Genomic DNA, 19,786 nt, shown 5'->3' on the forward strand with positions numbered 1-19,786 from the left:
CGAAATCCGGCGTGTATTCCGCTGAGGGAAGGCCGGAGGTAACCTCTGCGTATGGCCGAGGCGGCGGCGACACCCGGGACAGCGACCTCCGAGCGCGTGCAGGCAGTGAAACCGCTCGCCTGGATCATGGCCGGGTTATCGGCCGTCGTCTTCTATGGCATCATCGATCTGACCACGTTGGCGGACGGGGCTAATCCGGACTACGAGTGGAAGGTTCCCCTCGAAGTCAGCTGGGGAAGCCTGTTCACGTTCGTCCTGGCGGGATCCTACGCGTGGATCGCGCTCAGGCCCCACCGTGCTTGGCCCGCAGTAGTGCAGCTCGCGGTGGCCGCGGTGGCGCTGACCATCAGCAGCATTATCGGCGCCGATGTGCGGCCCCTCCTTCTTGGCGTACCCGTTTCAGGCTCGGCTGCGCTCTTCGCCTGGCTGAGCCGGGAAGTGGCGGGCCCGTTCCCGCGTGCCTTTTCGGTGGACTGGCCGGTTCTGCTGCTGGCTATCGCCGGCGCGCCGATGTGGCTGTTCTACTCCCTGCGGGCCATGGAGGAATCGCGCACAAAACCCGCGGGCCCGGAGGATTGGATGTTCCAGACGATGGGCATCAACCACTGGCCGGTCCAGGGCGCCGCGGGCCTCGCTGTGGGGGCTTGCGCCCTAGTCATGGCTTTCTGGCCAGCGGGCCGCCCGCTAATGCGCTTGAGCCTCAGCTTGTCAGCGACTCTTATCGGCGCGGCGATGCTCGCATACCCCGACCGCGACGGCGCCATGCCAAGTCCCATGTGGGGTGTGGCCATGGTGATCTGGGGAACCCTGCTGGCGCTTCCCGTGGCCGACCGGCGCATGGACGCGGAGCGCGGTCTCGACACGGCCGATTGAGCCTATCGACATCACGGGTCTCGCACCCCTACATGTGCACGTGCAGGCGCCGCGCCGCTTCAGAGATGGAGCCGCTCAGTGACGGGTACACGGTAAAGGTGCTGGCGACGTCGTCGACGTGAAGCTTCTGGGTCACCGCGATGGAAATCGCGAAAATCAGCTCGGACGCGTTGGGTCCCACCACGACGCCGCCGATCACGGTGCCCGATCCCTTGCGGGCGAAGATCTTGACGAAGCCGTCCTTGTGGTTGCGCATCTTGGCACGGGCATTGCTCTTCAGGGAAAGCTTGACGACGTCGCCCTGGTACTTGCCGGAGTCGATCTCGGCCTCGGACACGCCCACCGACGCGATTTCCGGCGACGTGAAGATGTTGGACGCCACCTGGTGCAGCTTGATGGGCGTCACGCCGTCGCCGAGGAAGTGCGCAATGGCGATCCTGCCCTGCATGGCCGCCACGGACGCGAGCGCTAGAACGCCGGTGCAGTCGCCGGCGGCATAGATGTTGGGGGCGGTGGTGCGGGAGACGCCGTCCACCTTGATGTGGCCGCTCTCGGTCAGCGCGACGCCCGCTTCCTCGAGCCCGATCCCGGCCGTGTTGGGGATGGAGCCCACGCAGACCAGGCAGTGGCTGCCGGTCACCTGGGAGCCGTCGCCCAGGGTGACCACCACGCCGTCGTCCGTGCGCTCCACAGTCTCGGCACGGGAGCGGGAAAGCACCTTGACGCCGCGGCGTTCGAAGACTTCCTCGAGCACCTCCGCAGCGTCGGTGTCCGAGCCGGGGAGAACGCGGTCGCGGCTGGAGATCAGGGTGACCTTGGAACCCAGGCCGTTATAGGCGGAAGCGAACTCGGCACCGGTGACGCCGGAGCCCACCACGATCAGTTCCTCGGGCAGCTCGTCCAGGTTGTAGATCTGGGCCCAGTTCAGGATCCGCTGGCCGTCGGGGCGGGCCGTGGGCAGTTCGCGCGGGTGGGCGCCAACGGTCAGCAGGATGGCGTCGGCTTCAACGGTTTCGGTGCCGTCGGCCGTCAGGACTTCGATGGTGTGGTTGTCCACCAGCTTGCCGGAGCCGATCAGGATGCGGACGCCCTGCTGCTCCAGGCCGGCGGTGATGTCCCTCGACTGCTGCCGCGCGAGGCCCAGCAGGCGGTCGTTGATGTGCTTCAGGTCCGCGCGCATGACCGGAACGAAGTCCCCGCCGTCGACGTCGAACTTGACTCCCAGCTCCCCCGCCTCACCGACGCGGGTCATCAGATCCGCCGTCGCGATCAGCGTTTTGGAGGGCACGACGTCGGTCAGCACCGCGGAGCCGCCGAGGCCGGCGCGCTCAATGATGGTGACGTGTGCCCCCAGGGAGGCGGCCACCATGGCGGCTTCGTAACCGCCCGGGCCTCCGCCGAGGATTGCGATTCGGGGGGCGCTGAAATCAGGATGCATAGTCACAATCAACCATTCTCCCGCATCCCTGCCGCACCACCAACAAACGGGGCCCGCTCCGGCGCCCGGCAGGCGTGCCTTCGATCCGTGTTTTCCGCTGTGCACACCGGCGTCCGCACGATAGCTTGTACCAGTGAGTAATACAGAATTCCTGAACACTGACCCCTTCGAAGCAGCCCGCACCGCCGCCGACTACATCGCAGCAGAGACCGGCGTCGACTCGCACGACATCGCCCTGGTCCTGGGCTCCGGCTGGGGCGAGGCCGCGGAACTCATCGGCGAGACCACCGCCACCCTCACGGCGTCGGAGGTGCCGGGCTTTTCCGCGCCGGCAGTGGAGGGCCACGTGGGCACCATCCGCTCGGTCCTGACGCGGGAAGGCAAGCGCGCGCTGGTGCTCGGCGCCCGTACGCACTACTACGAGGGCAAAGGCGTCCGCGCGGTCGTCCACGGCGTGCGCACGGCCGCCGCCGCCGGCTGCAAGACCCTCGTGCTCACCAACGGTTGCGGCGGACTCGACGAAAACTGGACGCCGGGCACCCCCGTGCTCATCAAAGATCACATCAACCTCACCGCAACATCACCGCTCGAGGGCGCAACCTTCGTGGATCTGACGGATCTCTACTCGTCCCGGATCCGCGGCCTGGCCCGTGAGGTTGATCCTTCCCTGGACGAGGGCGTGTACGCGCAGTTCACCGGGCCCCACTACGAAACCCCGGCTGAGGTGCAGTACGCCAAGCGGATCGGCGCCGATCTCGTCGGCATGTCCACGGCGCTGGAAGCCATCGCCGCGCGGCACGCGGGCATGGAGGTGTTCGGCATTTCACTGGTCACCAACCTCGCCGCCGGCATCAGCCCCGCGCCGCTAAGCCATCAGGAAGTGATCGAATCCGGCCAAGCCGCCGGACCGCGGATCTCCAAGCTCCTGGCCGAAATCATCGCCAAGCTCTAACTGACCCTGCCCAGGAGGTGCGCGACGGTGTTGGGGCGCGCCTCAGGGAACCGCCGCTCAATGGACAGCGCGATGCCCGCCACGGACTGCCTGGCGAGTTCGGTCCGCCAGGCGAGCTCGGCCTGGCGCATGGACTGGGAGATCAGGCAGCTCCGGGCGTAGTCCTCGTCCATCTCCCCTCCGGGGCCGTTCTTCAGGATGCCGTCGCAGCGGAAGGCCAGCTCCCTGCCTTCGATGGCCAGCACCACGTCCAGCACGGTGATCCTGTCCGGCCGGCGCGCCAGCTGGAATCCGCCCTTGGGGCCGGAGACCGACACCAGGACCCCTGCCCGCACCAGCGCCTGGAGCTGCTTGTTCAGGTAGGCCGGCGGCAGCTTGTACAGCTCCGCCAGCCGCGCACTGCTGATTGGCTCATCGCCGGGCAACCAGGCCATGTTCACGCAACAGTGCAGCGCCCACTCCACGCCCTGGTTCATCTTCATTCCGAGACAGTACGTGTCCTGAATTTTCACTGTCAAGGAACGGCAATTCCTGCGGTCGAGGAGCTGCAGCGAGCCAAGTTGTGACCGGACCGAAGGCTTGTCCGGCACCGGTCCCCGCCGCTTTGACGATAGTTTGGTTCCTATGACGTCTTCCGATGCCGATTCCCAGCTGCTCAACGACGCCCGTGCCTGGGCTGCGCAGGATCCGGATCCCGTGACCGCCGCCACGCCTGTCTCTTATACACATCTAGATGTGTATAAGAGACAGCCGGCACGCCGGCGGCGCGCCAGGAACTGGCCGACAGCTTCAACGGAACGCTGGAGTTCGGCACGGCAGGCCTCCGGGCGGCCCTCGGGCCCGGCCCCAACCGGATGAACCGGGTGGTGGTCCGCCGCGCGGCGGCAGGCTTCGCGAGCTTCCTCGCCGGGGCGGTGGCGCAGGCCTCCCGCGGAACCCGGCCGCGCGCCGTCGTCGGTTATGACGCCCGCTACAACTCCGACATCTTCGCCCAAGAGACTGCGGCGATCTTCACCGCAGCCGGAATCGACACGTTCCTGATGCCGGGCGCGCTGTCTCTTATACACATCTAGATGTGTATAAGAGACAGGGCGTACGCCGTGCGGGCACTGGATTGCGACGGCGGCGTGATGGTCACGGCCAGCCATAACCCGCCGCAGGACAACGGCTACAAGGTGTACCTGGGCCGCCACGCGGTCGAGGAAAGCGGCCGGGGTGCGCAGATCGTGGCACCGTACGATGCCCTCATCGCCGCGGAAATCGCCAAGGTCGGCGCCGTGGATTCCATCCAGCTGGCCGACGGCGGGTGGACCGTGCTGGACGCCGGCATCGCCCGGGACTACGAGTCGGCCACGGCGGCCCTGGCCAACCGTGAACTCTTCCCGGCCCGCGATCTCAAGATCGTGCTGACGCCGATGCACGGCGTGGGCGGCGAAACCGCCGTGTCCGTCCTCAGCGCTGCCGGCTTCACCGACGTCACGGTTGTCAGCGAACAGGCCGAACCGGACCCGGACTTCCCCACCGTAAGTTTCCCCAACCCCGAGGAGCCCGGGGCCCTGGACCTCGCGCTCGGGGCCGCCATGCAGGCCGACGCGGACATCGTCCTGGCCAACGACCCCGACGCCGACCGCGCCGCGGTTGCCGCGAAGGACCCGGACACGGGCGCGTGGCGGATGCTCCGCGGCGATGAAGTGGGCGCCCTGCTCGGGGCACATGTGGTGGCGCGGCTGGCCTCAAACGGCGAGGAAAGGCCCGACGGCGTATTCGCCAATTCGATCGTTTCCTCGCGGCTGCTCTCACGCATCGCAGCCGCGGCAGGGTATGCGCACGAGGAGACCCTGACCGGATTCAAGTGGATTTCCCGGGTCCCGGGCCTGCTGTACGGCTACGAGGAGGCGCTGGGCTATTGCGTGGCCCCGGACCTGGTCCGGGACAAGGACGGCATTTCCGCGGCCGTGCTGATCGCGGAATTCGCCGCCGCGGCCAAGGCGGACGGCAAAACCATCTTCGACACCCTGGACGAGCTGTATCTGGTCCACGGCCTGCACGCGAGCGACCAGCTGAGCATCCGCGTGGCAGACCTGGGCCTGCTGGATGCCATGATGAACCGGCTGCGCGTGAGTCCGCCCGAATCATTCGGCGGTTCCGCCGTCGAAACGTTCATTGACCTGGCCGAGGGCAGCGAACAGCTGCCGCCAACCGACGGCCTGCTCTACCTGACCCGCGATCTGAGCCGGGTGATCATCCGTCCCAGCGGCACCGAGCCGAAGCTCAAGTGCTACCTGGAGGTTATCCGCATTGTAGGATCGGCCGCCGAACTGCCCGAGGCCCGGCTGGCCGCGCGGACGGCCCTGGACCAGGTGCTGGGCGACGTCCGCGAGGCCCTGGGCCTGTAATCAGGGCAGTCCTACAGTTCAACCTCGAGGACGCCGTCGGCGATGCGCGTGCTGAACGTGGCCAGACGCAGTTCGGGGTTGCCGAAGCACTCTCCGGTCTCGAGGTCGTAGACCTCCTTGTGCAAGGGCGATGCGATGGTGGGACGCGTGCCGCGTGACCCGAGTATGCCGCGTGCCATGACGAAGGAGCCGGTGGCCGGGTCCTCCTGTGCCACGGCGAAAACCTCACCGGGCGCGGTGCGGAAAAGCGCCACCTGAAGGCCGGCAATGAGTGCCGCTTCGCCCCAGGCGATCTCCAGATCCTCCACGGCGCAGACCTGGTGCCAGCCAGTGGCGTACCCGGTGGCCAGATCCTCAAGTTCCAGTGTTGCCGTCATGTCGGCTCCTCTCCCTTTGCCTGCTTCCCGGCAGTGGGCCGGTTCCTGCGAGGCGTATTTCCGCCTGCATCAGCCGCCAGTGCGGCCGTATATCCAAGCTAGGCGGCGGGTGTTTCCGAGGCGTGCAGTCAATGTGTCCGGAACGTAAAAGACACCTCACCTGTCCGGAAATGTGTTTGTGATGCAGAAGTTAAGTTCACGAAACATAAGGGAAACTGAAGCGAAATTCCCTTTGCCTAGTCTGAATGGACAAGCTGCAGAGCACCGTCTGCGGCCCAGCGAAAGGCCCACAGTGACCGAACAGACTTCAAGCACAGAGACACCACGCCGCATCGTGGTCGCCGGCGGCGGCCCCGCAGCCCACCGTTTTGCGGATGCCATGCATGCCCGTGGCCTCGAAGGCTGGCAGGTAACTGTTCTCACGGAAGAAGCGCACCTGCCCTATGACCGCGTTGCCTTGAGCAAGGCCCTCACGGACAGCAGCGTTGACCTCACGCTTGGAGCTGCATCCATGTGGGAGCACGACGCACTCGACTTGAAGACCGGCGAGCGCGTGGTGAGGATCGACACCGCGGGCAAGACCGTTGAAACCGCGGCCGGCAGCACGTACGAATACGACGAACTGGTGGTTGCCACCGGTTCGGATGCAGCGAGGCTCCCGATCCCCGGCGCCGAGCACGTGCACGTTTACCGCACGCTCGAAGACGTCTGGGCGATCAACAAGTCGATCGCAGAGCTCACCGAGAAGCTCGGCCGCAAGGTCAACGCCGTCACTATCGGTGGCGGCCTCCTGGGCCTTGAATCCGCAGCCGGCACCGAACAGCTCGGCGCGACCCCCGTCGTTATCAACGGCGCCCCCTGGCTCATGAACACCCAGCTCGACGAAGGCGCCGGCCAGGCGCTGGGCCGGCTGATCGAGGCCAAGGGCTTCGAAGTCCACGGCGGCGTGTTCCCCTCCGAGATCCTCGCCGACGACGACGGCCAGGTCACCGGCGTGCTGATGGCCGACGGCCGCACCATCGCGGCCGACCTCGTGGTGGTCGCCATCGGCGTCAAGCCCCGCGACGAACTCTTCCGCGCTGCCGAGGGCGAGGAACCCCAGTTCGATCTGGGCCCCCGCGGCGGCGTGGTCATCGGCGACGACTGCTCAACGCAGGTGCCCGGCATCTGGGCCATCGGTGAAGTGGCCAACTTCGGCGGCATGTGCCTGGGCCTCGTTGCTCCGGCCAACACCATGGCCGAGATCGTGGCCGACCGCCTGCACGGCGGCCAGGCAACCTTCCCCGGCTTTGACACCGCCACCAAGCTCAAGCTGTCCGGCGTGGACGTGGCCAGCTTCGGCGATGCCTTCGCCAGGACCGAGCACGCCCTCGAAATCGTCTACGCGGACCCCGCCCGCGGCGTCTACCAGAAGATCGTCACCACGGACGACGCCAAGACCCTCCTGGGCGGCATCTTCGTGGGCGACGCCACCCCGTACACGAGCCTCCGCCCGCTCCTCGGCCGCGAGCTCGCGGCAGAACCGGGCGCCTACCTCACCGCGGCCGGCGGCGGCGACGCCCCGGACACCGAACTCCCGGACGACGCGATCCTGTGTTCCTGCAACAACGTGTCCGCCGGAACCATTCGCGACACCGTCAACGGCTGCGGCGCCTGCGACGGTAACGCACCCGTCCAGGAACTTGGCGAGCTGAAGGGCTGCACCCGCGCCGGAACCAGCTGCGGTTCCTGCGTGCCGATGCTGAAGAAGCTGCTGGAAACCGAACTGACCAAGTCCGGCGTCGAAGTTTCGAAGGCACTCTGCGAACACATCGAGCTGTCCCGCCAGGAACTGTTCGACGCGATCCGCGTCCTGGAACTGACCTCCTTCGAAGAGATCATGGCCAAGTACGGCACCGGCGCAGGCTGCGATATCTGCAAGCCGACCATCGCCAACATCCTGGCCAGCCAGAACAGCGCCTACGTCCTCGACGCCGGCCGCGGAACCCTGCAGGACACCAACGACCGCGCGCTGGCCAACATGCAGAAGGACGGCACCTACTCGGTGGTTCCCCGCATCGCCGGCGGTGAAATCACGCCCAAGAAGCTCGGCGTCATCGCCGCCGTGGCCGAGAAGTACAACCTGTACACCAAGATCACCGGCGGCCAGCGGATCGACATGTTCGGTGCCCGGCTGGAAGAGCTCCCGGAAATCTGGAAGGAACTTGTGGATGCCGGCTTCGAGTCCGGCCAGGCCTACGGCAAGAGCCTGCGCACGGTGAAGTCCTGCGTCGGTTCCACCTGGTGCCGCTTCGGCGTCCAGGACTCGGTGGCCATGGCCATCCAGCTGGAACTGCGCTACCGCGGCCTCCGCAGCCCGCACAAGCTCAAGATGGGCGTCTCCGGCTGTGCCCGCGAATGCGCCGAGGCCCGCGGCAAGGACGTCGGCGTGATCGCCACCGCCGACGGCTGGAACCTGTACGTCGGCGGCAACGGCGGTGCCACCCCGGCCCACGCCCAGCTGCTGGCCAAGGACCTCGACGACGAGACGCTGATCAAGTACATTGACCGCTACTTCATGTACTACATCCGCACCGCGGACCGCCTGCAGCGCACCGCCCGGTGGCAGGAAGAGCTCGACGGCGGCATCAAGCACGTCGAGGACGTGGTGGTGCGCGACACCCTGGGCATCGCCGAGGAACTCGAGGCGGCCATGGCCAAGCACGTCGACACCTACGAGGACGAGTGGGCCGATACCCTGAAGGATCCCGAGCGCCTGCGCCGGTTCCGCTCCTTCGTCAACGCTCCTGACCAGAAGGACGAGTCCATCACCTTCGTCCCCGACGAGCGCGGCCAGATGCGCCCGGCCACGGCAGAAGAAAAGGGGAAGGTCCTGATCGGGGCTTCCATCCCCATGAGGCCCCGCGATGAGAACGAGGTATAAGCATGCAGCTCAGCATTGATCTCACCGGACGCGACGTCCTGGTCACCGGCTCGGACCACGCAGCCCGCCAGGCCGTCCGCCGCTACGAGGCCGCCGGCGCCGTCGTCTTCCGCCTCAGCACCCCGCAGGGAGCGGGCCACGACGGCCCGCTGCCCGAACGCCCGTTCCTCGTCGCGGCGATCGACGACGGCCAGCCCGGCTGGGAGGCCCTGCTGGACAGGTGCCGCGCAACCGGCATTCCGGTCGCAGCCGAGCCTGCAGCCGGCCCTATCGGCCACGTCACGCTCGTCGGCGGCGGGCCGGGCACGGTCGAGCTGCTGACCGTGGCGGCAGTCAAGGCCCTGCGGGACGCCGACGTCGTGTTCTACGACCGCCTGGCGCCGTACCAGGAGCTGCCGTCCCTGACGTCCGCCGAACTCGTGGACGTCGGCAAGCGCCCGGGGCACCACAAAGTCAGCCAGGGCGACATCGAGAAGCTCATGGTGGAGAGCGCCCTCGCCGGAAACAACGTGGTCCGGCTCAAGGGCGGGGACCCCTACGTCTTCGGCCGCGGCGGCGAGGAAGTTGCCTCCTGCGTTGCAGCCGGCGTTCCCGTCCGCGTGGTCTCCGGCGTGACGAGCGCCATCTCCGTTCCGGCCGCGGCCGGAATCCCGGTGACGCACAGGGAAGTCAGCCACATGTTCACCGTGGTGTCCGGCCACGCGCCGCTGACTGAGAAGGAACTCACCCACCTGGCCGGCCTGGGCGGCACGATCGTGGTCCTGATGGGCATCGGCACGCTGCACCACCTGGCCGCAGGCCTGCGCCGGGCCGGCATGCGCGCCGACATGCCCATGGCCGTCGTCGAGCGGGGCTACCGGCCCGGGCAGCGGACCACCATCGCGGAGCTGGGCACCATTGCCAGCGCCGCCGCCGGCTGCAGCAACCCTGCCGTCCTGGTGATCGGCGAGGTGGTGCGCGTGGCTGAGGCCAACCGCGGGCATGCCGAGGCTGCCGCGGATCTTGACCGCCTGGCTGCCTCGCTGCTGGGTTCGTGATCGATATGAGTCCGTTGAACGCCCTGGCCCCCGCTACGGGACCCACTGCACGAGCAGGGTCCTCCGCTTCATCATCCGCCGCGCCCGGCACCGCCGGCTCGGAGCCGCAGGAGGCGGCGGCCCCGGAAGTTGCCGAGGCGCCCCTGGAAGGATTCCGGATCGGCGTCACTTCGCACCGCCGTTCCCGCGACCTCATCGAGGCTCTGGAGCGCCGCGGCGCTGAGGTGCTGCACGCTCCGGCGCTCAAGATCGCGCCGGTGAACGAGGACATCAGCCTCATCGAGGACACCAAGGCCATCATCGCCGCGAAGCCCGATCTGTGCATCGCCACCACGGCGTACGGCATGCGCCGCTGGTGCGAGGCGGCGGACGCCTCCGGCATCGGCGAGGAGCTGCTGGAAACCCTGGCTGCCTGCCGGATGTTCGTCCGCGGGCCCAAAGCCCGCGGCGCCGTCCGTGCGGCCGGCCTTGCCGACGTCGGGATCAGCAGCGACGAAACCACCGCGACGCTGGTGGACATGCTGCTGACCGAGGGAGTCCGCGGCAAGACCGTGGCGGTGCAGCTGCACGGCTACACGGACGTCCGCCAGCTCGAGCGGCTCCGGATGTCCGGCGCCACCGTCCTGACGGTCACCCCGTACCGCTGGGTGAAGCCCGACGGCGCCGATCGCCTCCCGCGGCTGATCGAGGCCGCCTGCAGCGGCAACCTGGACGTCCTGACGTTCACGAGCGCCCCCGCAGTGGACGCCATGTGGAGCACTGCCCACGAAATGGGACTGTACAAGCAACTCGTGGAGTGCCTGCAGACCACCGTCACCACCGCCGTCGTGGGCCCGGTGACCGCACAGCCGCTGCTGGACGCCGGTATCCATCCCCTGGTTCCGGAGCGTTTCCGGATGGGCGCGCTGATCCGGCTCGTGTGCGAACACCTCGCCCTTAACCACGTCCGCCGCCTGGACACCCGCTCCGGCAGCGTGGAGCTGCGTGGCCGCTCGCTGCGGATCAACGGCGAGCTGGTGGAAATGGCCCCGGCGCCCCTGCTGCTGCTTCGCGCGCTCCTGGGCGCCGGCGGGGCGGTGCTCTCCCGGGAGTCGCTCTCCGAACTCCTCGAACTGCGCGGCTCCGTGCACGCGCTGGACATGACGGTGAGCCGGCTGCGGTCGTCGCTGCCGGACGGGAGCCTCGTGGAGACAGTGGTCAAGCGCGGTTACAGGATCCGCGTCTAGTCCACGGACAGCCTCTGCAACGCGGGGTCACTTCGCGCCCATTCCACACACTCGAATGGGCGCGAAGTGACCCCGCGTTGGTTGTATTACCGGCGGGTAAAAACTGGCGAACAGGCAGGGACAATTCCGCAACAGACGGGAAACAAGCGCGAAAAGCCGCCCGCCTACAGTGGTCCCATCAGCACAACAGGGCTCGAGATCCGGCCCGCCTGGTGCAGCATTTTGAAAGGGCCCGCACATGTCCGCTCCGGCACAGTTCCCCGTCGCCACCGCACGCACCTCCGATCCGGCACCGGAGGCAGCCCCGAAAATCCTCATCGCCGGGGCGGGCCCCGCCGCCCAGGCCCTGGTTAGCCAGCTCGCCGCCTCACGGTTCGCCGGAACGGTCACGGTCCTGAGCAGCCGGGACGACGCCCCGGCGGAGCTGCTCGAACTCGCCGCGCTGCCGTTTGTCTCCGTGCGTTTCGGCCAGCCTGCCAGCCACATCGACGCCGCCGCCCGCGTGGTGACCACTGCCGACGGCATGGAGTTCAGCTACGACCAGCTGGTCATCGCGACGGGTTCCGCCCCTGTGCATTCCCCCGTTGACGGCTCCAGCCGCTGCCTCAGCTACTCCACGATTGATGACGCCGCGAGGATCGGCGACGCCGTCAAGGAAGTCACGCGGGTCCTCGGACGGCGGCCCCTGGGAATCCTCGTTGGCACAGGCCCCGCCGCCGGCCAGGCTGAGGCCGTGCTGCGGGCCCGGGGCGTCCGTCCCGTGCGCACCACCGCCCGTCCCGCAGCTGTGGTGCCCACCCTGGCCGGCTCAGTGCTGCCGGCCGCAGGCATCGTCTTCGAGGACGGCAGCCGGATGAACGGCGACCTCGTGGTCATGGCGGAGGACAGGGTTCCGCGGGACAGCCTCGCCGCCGGCGCAGGCGTCAAGACTGCCGAGTCCGGCGGCGTGGTGGTCGGCCGCGACTTCCGTTCCTCCGTGCCTGGCATCTGGGCAATCGGTGATGCGGCGTCGTTCGACGGCGTGCGGCTGGGGCTGCTGGTGGCTTCCGGTTCCGCGGGCGGCGTCTGCGCCGCGCAGCTCATGGCGGCGGTCCCCGCAGGAGGCTGGCCGCGGCCGCCTGACCTCGATGGCGGGCGCGACGGTGGGCGGCCTGGCGCTGCGGCGCCGGGGCACCGGCGCTGTGGCAAGATGGTCACGCAAGGACCGCGACCACCGCGGCATCTGCGGCCCACGAGGCCAACGGAAAGGACCAGCATGAGCAACGAAGCCAGCCCCTGTCTCTTATACACATCTGCGACAAGCCCCACAGGGACCCCCGCTACCGGTGCCCAGGCGTCCAATATCGCATCCTTCATCGACCACACGCTGCTCAAGCCGGAGGCGAGCGAGGCGGAAATCCTCGAAGTCTGCGCCGAAGCCGCCGAATACAAGTTCAAGTCGGTCTGCGTGAATCCCGTCTGGGTCAAGACTGTGAAGAAAGCCCTCAAGGGCTCGGGCGTGCTGACATGCTCGGTGGTCGGCTTCCCGCTCGGCGCCACCCCCAGCGACGTCAAGGCCTTCGAAGCCCGCGGCGCTGTGCTCGACGGGGCGGACGAGGTGGACATGGTCATCAACATCGCCGCGGCCCGCGCCTCCGACAAAGGCGCCCTGGTGGACGACATCAAGGCGGTCGCAGAGGCCGTCCACACCGGCGAGGCAATCCTGAAGGTCATCATCGAGACCGCCCTGCTGAACGACGCCCAGAAGGTGCTCGCCTGCGAGGCAGCCGTGGAGGCCGGGGCCGACTTCGTCAAGACGTCAACGGGCTTCAACGGCGGCGGCGCCACCGCCGACGACATCGCCCTCATGCGGCGCGCCGTGGGTCCCGACCTGGGCGTCAAAGCCTCCGGCGGGGTGCGTTCCCTGGCGGACGCACAGGCTATGATTGCAGCAGGTGCAACACGTATTGGTGCCAGCTCCGGAATTGCGATCGTCAAGGGCGAACAGGGTTCGTCCGGCTACTGATCCGCCGAAGCCGCCACAGTTTGAGCCCCGCGGGGCCGAGGAGGAACGAATGTCCAGCAAGACCGACACGCAGACACCCCAGAACGAGAACAGCCTGGTCACCAGCATTGTTCTGTTCGCAGTGATGATGGCCCTGTTCCTGGGCGCCATCTACTCGCTGTCCTTCCTGACCCTGGACAACCCCTGGCCGATGGCTGTGTGCCTGGGCCTGTTCGCCCTCGCGTTCTGGATCCCGCAGACCATCCTGGGCCGCTCGGATTCCGCCGGCGAGTACTGACCCGCTGCCGCAGTCAGCATCCAAACGTAAGAGCAGCTGAAGCTCCGGACCCGTCCGGAGCTTCAGCTGTTTAACGCGGCTTCACCTCAGAGCAGGCCCATCAGGCTGTTGGCCAGCCGGGCGGCCAGCGCCAGCGCGGCAGGAAAATGGGCGTCTGCCAGCGACCAGGCCGCCATGCACATGCCCACCATGGCGTAGCTGCTCACCGGAATCAGCACGAGCCATTCCCGCCGCGAGCCGGCCCGGCCCAGGAGCGGGATGGACAGCGCGCCGTTGGGCCGCCAGAACGTCCTCAGCACCGGCAGCCGGCGCAGGAACTTGGGCGGCCTGATCACCAGCGGCCACAGGAGGGGTACTCCCCCGGTGGTCACCATGTCGCCCACAATGTGGACCACGACGCCGATCAGCATGGACACCGGCAACCAGGTCCATTGGTCGGGCGCGAACCAGGTGACCAGGCCGGCCATGGTCAGCGCGAAGATCCAGTTGCTGATGAAGCCCGACTTCGGAAACAGCTTCAGCGCCTTGGCTGCGATATTGATCATGAACATGCACAGCAGCCCGGCGCCCACGGAGAGGAGCCCCCAGTCCGTCTGCAGCTGGATCTGGCCGGCCATCGCGGCCAGCACCACGAAAAACGCGCCCCCGAGCAGGGAGTGCGTGCCCTGGCGGTGGCCGCCGCTGGCGTTCTCTATGCCCACGGCAATCACGTTGGAGAGGGGCGGCAGCGAATGCGCGACGGTGCTGGAGCGGTGGTCCCAGTCACAGACCAGGGCAGTGCCCGCCGTCGCCATTCCGCCGATCAGCACCCCTGTGGCATCCAGCGGATACCATCCCAGGGTGTACGGCCCCGTCGAGGCAACAGCTACCCACGCCGCAGCCCCTGACGCGGCGTGGTGCCCTCCCATCATGGCTCAGCCCACTGTCAGCGGCGCGTCGGAGAAGATGTTGCGGATCACGCCGTTGGCCCACTCCAGGATCTCGGCGTCCTGGAGGTCCCGTCCGCCGATCTTCGCCGTCTTGGGCTTGGGGATGAGCACGGCGTCCAGCGCCGGCTTCGACTGAGCGCCCGGATACATGCGGTTCAGGCGCATGGTCTTGGACTCCGGAAGCTGCGCTGGCGAGAACTTGATGAAGTTGCCCTGCAGCGCGACGTCGGACAGCCCGGCCTCCCGGGCACCCACCCGGAAGCGTGCCACTGCCACGAGGTTCTGCGCGGGCAGCGGCGGCTCGCCGTACCGGTCCACGAGCTCGGCGAGCACCTCCTCGATCGCCTCGTGCGTGAGCGCCGCCGCCAGCTTGCGGTAGGCCTCCAGGCGGAGGCGTTCGCCCGGAACGTAGTCGTGCGGCAGATGCGCGTTGACCGGAAGCTCGATCTTCATGTCGGCGGCCTTTTCCTCGGCCTCGCCGCGGTAGTCCGCCACGGCCTCGCCCACAAGGCGGATGTAGAGGTCGAAGCCCACCCCCTGGATGTGGCCGGACTGCTCACCGCCGAGCAGGTTGCCGGCGCCGCGGATTTCGAGGTCCTTCATGGCCAGCTGCATGCCGGCGCCGAGCTCGTTGTGGGTGGCCACCGCCTTCAGGCGTTCGAGCGCCACCTCGCCCAGCGGTTTCTCCGAGGGGTACAGGAAATAGGCGTAGGCCCGCTCGCGTCCGCGGCCCACGCGGCCGCGGAGCTGGTGGAGCTGTGAAAGGCCGTATTTGTCCGCGCCGTCCACAATCAGCGTGTTGGCGTTGGAAATATCCAGCCCGGTTTCGATGATGGTGGTGCAGACCAGCACGTCGAAGCGCTTCTCCCAGAAGTCCACGATGATCTGCTCCAGCCGGCTCTCCGACATCTGCCCGTGCGCCACTTCCACCCTGGCCTCCGGCACCAGCTCGCGGATCTTGGCGGCGGTCCGTTCAATCGTGGAGACGCGGTTGTGCACGAAGAAGACCTGGCCTTCGCGCATGAGCTCGCGCCGGACCGCGGCGGAGGTCTGCTTGTCCGTATAGGGCCCCACGTAGGTCAGCACCGGATGCCGTTCCTCGGGCGGCGTGGCCAGGGTGGAGGTTTCGCGGATGCCCGTCAGGGACATCTCCAGGGTGCGCGGGATGGGGGTGGCGCTCATGGCCAGCACGTCCACGTTGGTGCGCATCTTCTTCAGCGCTTCCTTGTGCTCCACGCCGAAACGCTGTTCCTCGTCCACGATCACCAGGCCCAGGTCCTTGAAGGCGAAATCTTTAGAGAGCAGCCGGTGCGTGCCGATCACCACGTCCACGGTGCCGTTCTTGACGCCCTCCGCGGTTTCCTTCGCCTCCTTCGACCCCTGGAACCGGGACAGCGGCTTCACCTTCAGCGGGAACCCGGAGAACCGCTCGGTGAACGTCTCGTAGTGCTGCTGCGCGAGCAGGGTGGTGGGCACCAGCACGGCCACCTGCTTGCCGTCCTGCACTGCCTTGAACGCGGCGCGGACGGCAATTTCGGTCTTGCCGTAGCCCACATCGCCGGACACGAGGCGGTCCATGGGGATCTCGCGTTCCATGTCAGCCTTGACCTCGTTGATGGTGGTGAGCTGGTCCGGCGTCTCCACGTAGGGGAACGCCTCCTCGAGCTCGCGCTGCCAAGGAGTGTCCGGGCCGAACGCATGGCCGCGGGACGCCATCCTGGCCGAATAGAGCCGGATGAGCTCGCCAGCGATTTCCTTGACCGCCTTGCGCGCCTTGGACTTGGTGCTGGCCCAGTCGGAGCCTCCCATCTTGCTGAGCACGGGAGTGTCGCCGCCCACGTAGCGGGTCACCTGGTCCAGCTGGTCGGTGGGGACGAAGAGCCTGTCGCCCGGCGCCCCGCGTTTGGAGGGCGCGTACTCCAGCACCAGGTACTCGCGGACGCCGTCGCCGCCGCCGGCGACCTTCCGCTGGATGAGTTCGATGAACCGGCCGATGCCGTGCTGTTCGTGGACCACGTGGTCCCCTGCCAGCAGCTGCAGCGGGTCCACGGCGTTCCGCCGCTTGGACGGCATGCGGCGCATGTCCTTCGTGGAGCCGGCCGATGTGCGTCCCAGCAGGTCGGCTTCCGTCAGCAGCCCGGTTTTCAGCCCGTCCAGGACAAAACCGCGTCCGACGGCGGCCGTGGTCACCTCGATGATCCCCGCCTGGGGTTCGTGGTCCAGGGACTCCACCCGTGCGCACGGGATGTCGGCGTCGTGGAACAGCTCAGCCAGGCGCTGAGCCGGTCCGGGCCCTTCGGTAGCCACCACGATGCGCCACTGGTCCCGCACGTGGGAACCGATGAATTCCATCATTTCGGCGACGTCGCCCTGGTACCCCCGGGGTTCGCGGGCGTGGAGGTTGAGCACGTTGATGTCCGGGGTGAGTTCCTCGTCAGTGGCCAACGAGGTGATGGACCACCAGGACACGTCATGGCCCAAGGCCGCGGAACGGGTCTCGGTCAGCGAGCGGAAGCTGGCGGAGTGCAGGGCTGCGGACGCCTGGGAACTCAGATCCAACGGCGCGGTTCCGCCGTCGGACGCCGTGGACCACGCCGCCTCCAGGAACTCCTCATTGGTGGCCGCGAGGTCGTGCGCGCGGGTGCGGACCTTCTCCGGTTCGACCACCACCGAAATGGACCCGGCGGGGAGCTGTTCCATGAACGGAACCATGGCGTCCACAAGTACGGGGGCCAGGGATTCCATGCCTTCCACGGCGATGCCGCCGGCGATCTTCTCCAGCATGTCCGCGGCGGCGGGGAGCTGGGATTTCAGCGTCGCGGCGCGGGACATGACGGACGGCGTGATCAGGATTTCGCGGCACGGCGGGGCGTGGAGTTCGGTGGGGTGGTGCAGGCCGGGCGAGGTCAGCGAGCGCTGGTCGGCGACGGCGAACCAGCGCATCTGGTCCACCTCGTCGCCGAAGAATTCCACCCGGATGGGGTGGTCCTCGGTGGGCGGGAAGACGTCCAGCATGCCGCCACGGACGGCGAACTCGCCGCGGCGGGTCACCATGTCCACCCGAGCGTAGGCGGCGTCGGCGAGGCTCTTCACAACACTGCTGAAGGGGGCCTCCTGGCCAACCTTCAGGGTCACGGGCACCAGTTCCCCCAGCCCGGCCACGATCGGCTGGACCACGGCGCGAACGGGAGCCACCACCACACGCAGGGGTCCCGCCGTCGAGCTTTCCGGGTGCGCCAGCCGGCGCAGCACCGAAAGCCGGCGTCCCACGGTGTCCGAGCGCGGCGACAACCGCTCGTGCGGGAGCGTTTCCCAGCTGGGGAACTCCACCACCGAGTCGGCCGGCAGGTAGGCCCGGAGGGCCGCCGTCAGGTCCTCCGCCTCGCGGCCCGTGGCGGTGACCGCCAGGACCACGGCGGATGCGGCATCCCCGCCCTGATCCTGTGCGAGTCCGTCCGCCATTTCCGCCAGCAACACCGCGCGCAGACCCGCGGGGGCGCTGATCTGGTAGTCCTCGCTGCGGACGCCGAAGCTCCTGGCTGCCTCGGCCTGAACGCGGGCGAAGGTCTTGTCTGCGGCGAGGACGCGGCGCAGGCCGGTGAGGGACGGGCCGGTGGGGCTCATGGCAAGGATCTCCTGTGGTTTTCACTTCGAACGCAGGCAACACGAAAACCCGAAATTCGCGAGAATGCCGGGTGGTCCCAGCCTACCCCCGCCGCCGCGGGGCGGCATCCGGGCCCGCCCCGAAGGGCCCGTTGCTAAGCTTGCTTGGCAACTGGGCCTGGACCCAGCACCGCAGCCATCCTAAGGAGACTCCCATGAGCGACCACCCCGGAAATGACCGCAGGACTGTGCTGGTCACGGGCGCCACCGGCTACATCGGCGGGCGGCTGGTCCCGCGGCTGCTCGAGGCCGGGCATCGCGTGAAGGTGCTGGTCCGGTCCCCGGAGAAAATCGCCGGTGTGCCCTGGTTCGGCGACGTTGAGGTGGTGCGCAGCAGCCTCGACGACACCGCTGCCCTGCAGGATGCCCTGAAGGGCGTCGACGTCCTGTACTACCTGGTCCACTCCATGGCTGCGGGGTCCGGCTTCGAGGCCAAGGAAAAATCCATGGCGGAACTCGTGGCGAACGCCGCGGCCGCGGCCGACGTGCACCGGATCGTCTACCTCGGCGGCCTGCACCCCCGCAACACCGAACTGTCGACGCACATGCGCTCCCGCGAAGCCGTGGGCAAGGTCTTCCTGTCCGGCCCCGTGGACGCCGTGGTGTTCCAGGCCGGCGTGGTGATCGGCTCCGGCTCGGCCTCGTTCGAAATGATCAGGCACCTCGCCGAAACACTGCCCCTCATGCCGGCCCCCAGCTGGGTGCGGAACCGGGTCGAGGCCATCGCCGTCCGGGACGTGCTGCATTACCTGGTGGGCGCCGCATCACTGCAGGAACGCCTCAACCGGACCTTCGACATCGGTTCCCGGGACGTCCTGAGCTACGCCGGAATGATGCAGGAGTACGGCGCCGAGGCCGGCCTGCCGCGGCGCGTGGTCCTGGCGCTGCCTATCCCGGCGCCCAGGCTCGCGGGCCTTTGGGTGGCACTCGTGACCCCGATTCCGCTGTCCATGTCCGTGCCGCTGGTGCAGTCCCTGCAGCACGACGCCGTCTCCGCCGAACATGACATCGACGACTACATCAAACAGCCCGACGGCGGCCTGACCGGCTACCGCACGGCCGTCGCCTTGGCGCTGGGCAAGGAACGCGACGGGCAGGTGGAAACCACGTGGGCCAACGCCGGCGCCGACGCCGATCCGCTGCCCAGCGACCCGCAGTGGGCAGGGCACAAGGTCTACGTGGATGAGCGGACCTTCCACGGCGACGTGGACCCCGCGCAGGTGTGGACCATCATTGAGGGCATCGGCGGCAAGAACGGCTGGTATTCCCTGCCGCTCGCATGGAGTGTCCGCGGCTGGCTGGACAAGCTCTCAGGAGGCGCCGGCCTGACCAGGGGACGGCGGCACCCGCACCACCTTGTTGCCGGCGAAGTGGTGGACTGGTGGCGCGTGGAGCGGATCGAACGCGGCAGGCTGCTCCGCCTGCGGGCCGAGATGCGCGCGCCGGGACGCGCCTGGCTTGAGCTGTCCGTGGAGCCCGACGGGGCCGGCAGCCGCTACCGCCAGCGGGCCATCTTCTTCCCCAAAGGGCTCAGCGGCCGGCTCTACTGGCTGGCCGTCCTACCGTTCCACAGCCTGATCTTTCCGGCCATGTCACGCAACATCACCGCCGCGGCGCGGAAGATCGCCGGCGCTGAAAAGTCCGGGAACAGGAAGCCCGGTGACAAGGAGACGCAGGCAACCCCGTAGGA

At 68.0% G+C, this 19,786-nt stretch carries 13 protein-coding genes and 2 pseudogenes; 10 read left to right on the forward strand and 5 right to left on the reverse strand.

The genetic code is table 11. The features are described 5' to 3' along the window. Positions 1–51 precede the first annotated feature (51 nt). Positions 52–873 (forward strand): hypothetical protein, encoded by an 822-nt coding sequence (locus tag B1A87_RS11950; RefSeq protein WP_078030059.1) that lies wholly within the window; start codon positions 52–54, stop codon positions 871–873. 28 nt (positions 874–901) lie between these two features. Here the strand turns inward: B1A87_RS11950 and B1A87_RS11955 are convergent, their stop codons facing one another. Next, positions 902–2,317 (reverse strand): NAD(P)H-quinone dehydrogenase, encoded by a 1,416-nt coding sequence (locus tag B1A87_RS11955; RefSeq protein WP_078030060.1) that lies wholly within the window; start codon positions 2,315–2,317, stop codon positions 902–904. A gap of 127 nt (positions 2,318–2,444) precedes the next feature. On the opposite strand from B1A87_RS11955, the gene B1A87_RS11960 reads away from it, so the two are divergent. After that, positions 2,445–3,263 (forward strand): purine-nucleoside phosphorylase, encoded by an 819-nt coding sequence (locus B1A87_RS11960; RefSeq protein WP_078030061.1) that lies wholly within the window; start codon positions 2,445–2,447, stop codon positions 3,261–3,263. On the opposite strand, the gene B1A87_RS11965 is transcribed toward B1A87_RS11960, so the two are convergent. Continuing rightward, a complete protein-coding gene (locus B1A87_RS11965) occupies positions 3,260–3,745 on the reverse strand; it encodes an Rrf2 family transcriptional regulator (protein ID WP_078030062.1) in 486 nt (161 codons plus the stop codon). The genes B1A87_RS11960 and B1A87_RS11965 overlap by 4 nt on opposite strands. A gap of 142 nt (positions 3,746–3,887) precedes the next feature. Between B1A87_RS11965 and B1A87_RS11970 the strand changes: the two are divergent. Next, positions 3,888–5,659 (forward strand): annotated as a pseudogene (locus B1A87_RS11970) (phospho-sugar mutase). An 11-nt stretch (positions 5,660–5,670) separates the two neighbouring features. On the opposite strand, the gene nirD reads toward B1A87_RS11970, so the two are convergent. After that, entirely contained in the window at positions 5,671–6,036 is a 366-nt protein-coding gene (gene nirD, locus B1A87_RS11975; RefSeq protein ID WP_078030064.1) for a nitrite reductase small subunit NirD, read from the reverse strand. Positions 6,037–6,328: 292 nt separating this feature from the next. Between nirD and nirB the strand changes: the two genes are divergently transcribed. From nirB to B1A87_RS12005, 6 genes and pseudogenes are all read left to right on the forward strand, one after another. Continuing rightward, positions 6,329–8,959 carry a nitrite reductase large subunit NirB gene (nirB, locus tag B1A87_RS11980; RefSeq protein WP_078030065.1) on the forward strand — a complete coding sequence of 877 codons (2,631 nt, stop codon included), beginning with the start codon at positions 6,329–6,331 and terminating at the stop codon, positions 8,957–8,959. 2 nt (positions 8,960–8,961) lie between these two features. Next, positions 8,962–9,996: a uroporphyrinogen-III C-methyltransferase gene (cobA, locus tag B1A87_RS11985; RefSeq protein ID WP_078030066.1), complete on the forward strand. Its 1,035-nt coding sequence runs from the start codon at positions 8,962–8,964 to the stop codon at positions 9,994–9,996. A 14-nt stretch (positions 9,997–10,010) separates the two neighbouring features. Continuing rightward, the gene (locus B1A87_RS11990; RefSeq protein WP_395940270.1) at positions 10,011–11,222 is read left to right on the forward strand and encodes a uroporphyrinogen-III synthase; all 1,212 of its coding nucleotides are present in this window, start codon (positions 10,011–10,013) and stop codon (positions 11,220–11,222) included. 238 nt (positions 11,223–11,460) lie between these two features. Then, positions 11,461–12,315 (forward strand): annotated as a pseudogene (locus B1A87_RS11995) (FAD-dependent oxidoreductase); the annotation flags it as partial. Between the two features lie 162 nt (positions 12,316–12,477). Next, complete coding sequence (deoC, locus tag B1A87_RS12000) at positions 12,478–13,227, forward strand: deoxyribose-phosphate aldolase (protein WP_260681047.1); 750 nt, start codon at positions 12,478–12,480, stop codon at positions 13,225–13,227. Positions 13,228–13,276: 49 nt separating this feature from the next. Further along, positions 13,277–13,504 carry a hypothetical protein gene (locus tag B1A87_RS12005; RefSeq protein ID WP_078030068.1) on the forward strand — a complete coding sequence of 76 codons (228 nt, stop codon included), beginning with the start codon at positions 13,277–13,279 and terminating at the stop codon, positions 13,502–13,504. Positions 13,505–13,590: 86 nt separating this feature from the next. Here the strand turns inward: B1A87_RS12005 and B1A87_RS12010 are convergent, their stop codons facing one another. Both B1A87_RS12010 and mfd read right to left on the reverse strand, forming a co-directional pair. After that, positions 13,591–14,415, reverse strand: coding sequence for a metal-dependent hydrolase (locus B1A87_RS12010; RefSeq protein ID WP_185982308.1), 825 nt, complete (start codon positions 14,413–14,415; stop codon positions 13,591–13,593). Between the two features lie 3 nt (positions 14,416–14,418). Further along, positions 14,419–18,057, reverse strand: coding sequence for a transcription-repair coupling factor (gene mfd, locus B1A87_RS12015; protein WP_078030069.1), 3,639 nt, complete (start codon positions 18,055–18,057; stop codon positions 14,419–14,421). 194 nt (positions 18,058–18,251) lie between these two features. On the opposite strand from mfd, the gene B1A87_RS12020 reads away from it, so the two are divergent. After that, positions 18,252–19,784, forward strand: a complete 1,533-nt coding sequence (locus tag B1A87_RS12020; protein WP_078030070.1) for an SDR family oxidoreductase — start codon at positions 18,252–18,254, stop codon at positions 19,782–19,784. The last annotated feature ends 2 nt before the right edge of the window (positions 19,785–19,786 follow it).

This window comes from Arthrobacter sp. KBS0703 (assembly GCF_002008315.2).
Classification (GTDB): domain Bacteria; phylum Actinomycetota; class Actinomycetes; order Actinomycetales; family Micrococcaceae; genus Arthrobacter.

Excerpts from the sequence above, each read along its gene's own strand:
- B1A87_RS11950 (WP_078030059.1), top strand. The coding sequence starts at position 52 with ATGGCCGAGGCGGCGGCGACACCCGGGACAGCGACCTCCGAGCGCGTG.
- B1A87_RS11965 (WP_078030062.1), bottom strand. The coding sequence starts at position 3,745 with ATGAAGATGAACCAGGGCGTGGAGTGGGCGCTGCACTGTTGCGTGAAC.
- nirD (WP_078030064.1), bottom strand. The coding sequence starts at position 6,036 with ATGACGGCAACACTGGAACTTGAGGATCTGGCCACCGGGTACGCCACT.
- cobA (WP_078030066.1), top strand. The coding sequence starts at position 8,962 with ATGCAGCTCAGCATTGATCTCACCGGACGCGACGTCCTGGTCACCGGC.
- deoC (WP_260681047.1), top strand. The coding sequence starts at position 12,478 with ATGAGCAACGAAGCCAGCCCCTGTCTCTTATACACATCTGCGACAAGC.
- B1A87_RS12005 (WP_078030068.1), top strand. The coding sequence starts at position 13,277 with ATGTCCAGCAAGACCGACACGCAGACACCCCAGAACGAGAACAGCCTG.
- B1A87_RS12010 (WP_185982308.1), bottom strand. The coding sequence starts at position 14,415 with ATGATGGGAGGGCACCACGCCGCGTCAGGGGCTGCGGCGTGGGTAGCT.
- mfd (WP_078030069.1), bottom strand. The coding sequence starts at position 18,057 with ATGAGCCCCACCGGCCCGTCCCTCACCGGCCTGCGCCGCGTCCTCGCC.
- B1A87_RS12020 (WP_078030070.1), top strand. The coding sequence starts at position 18,252 with ATGAGCGACCACCCCGGAAATGACCGCAGGACTGTGCTGGTCACGGGC.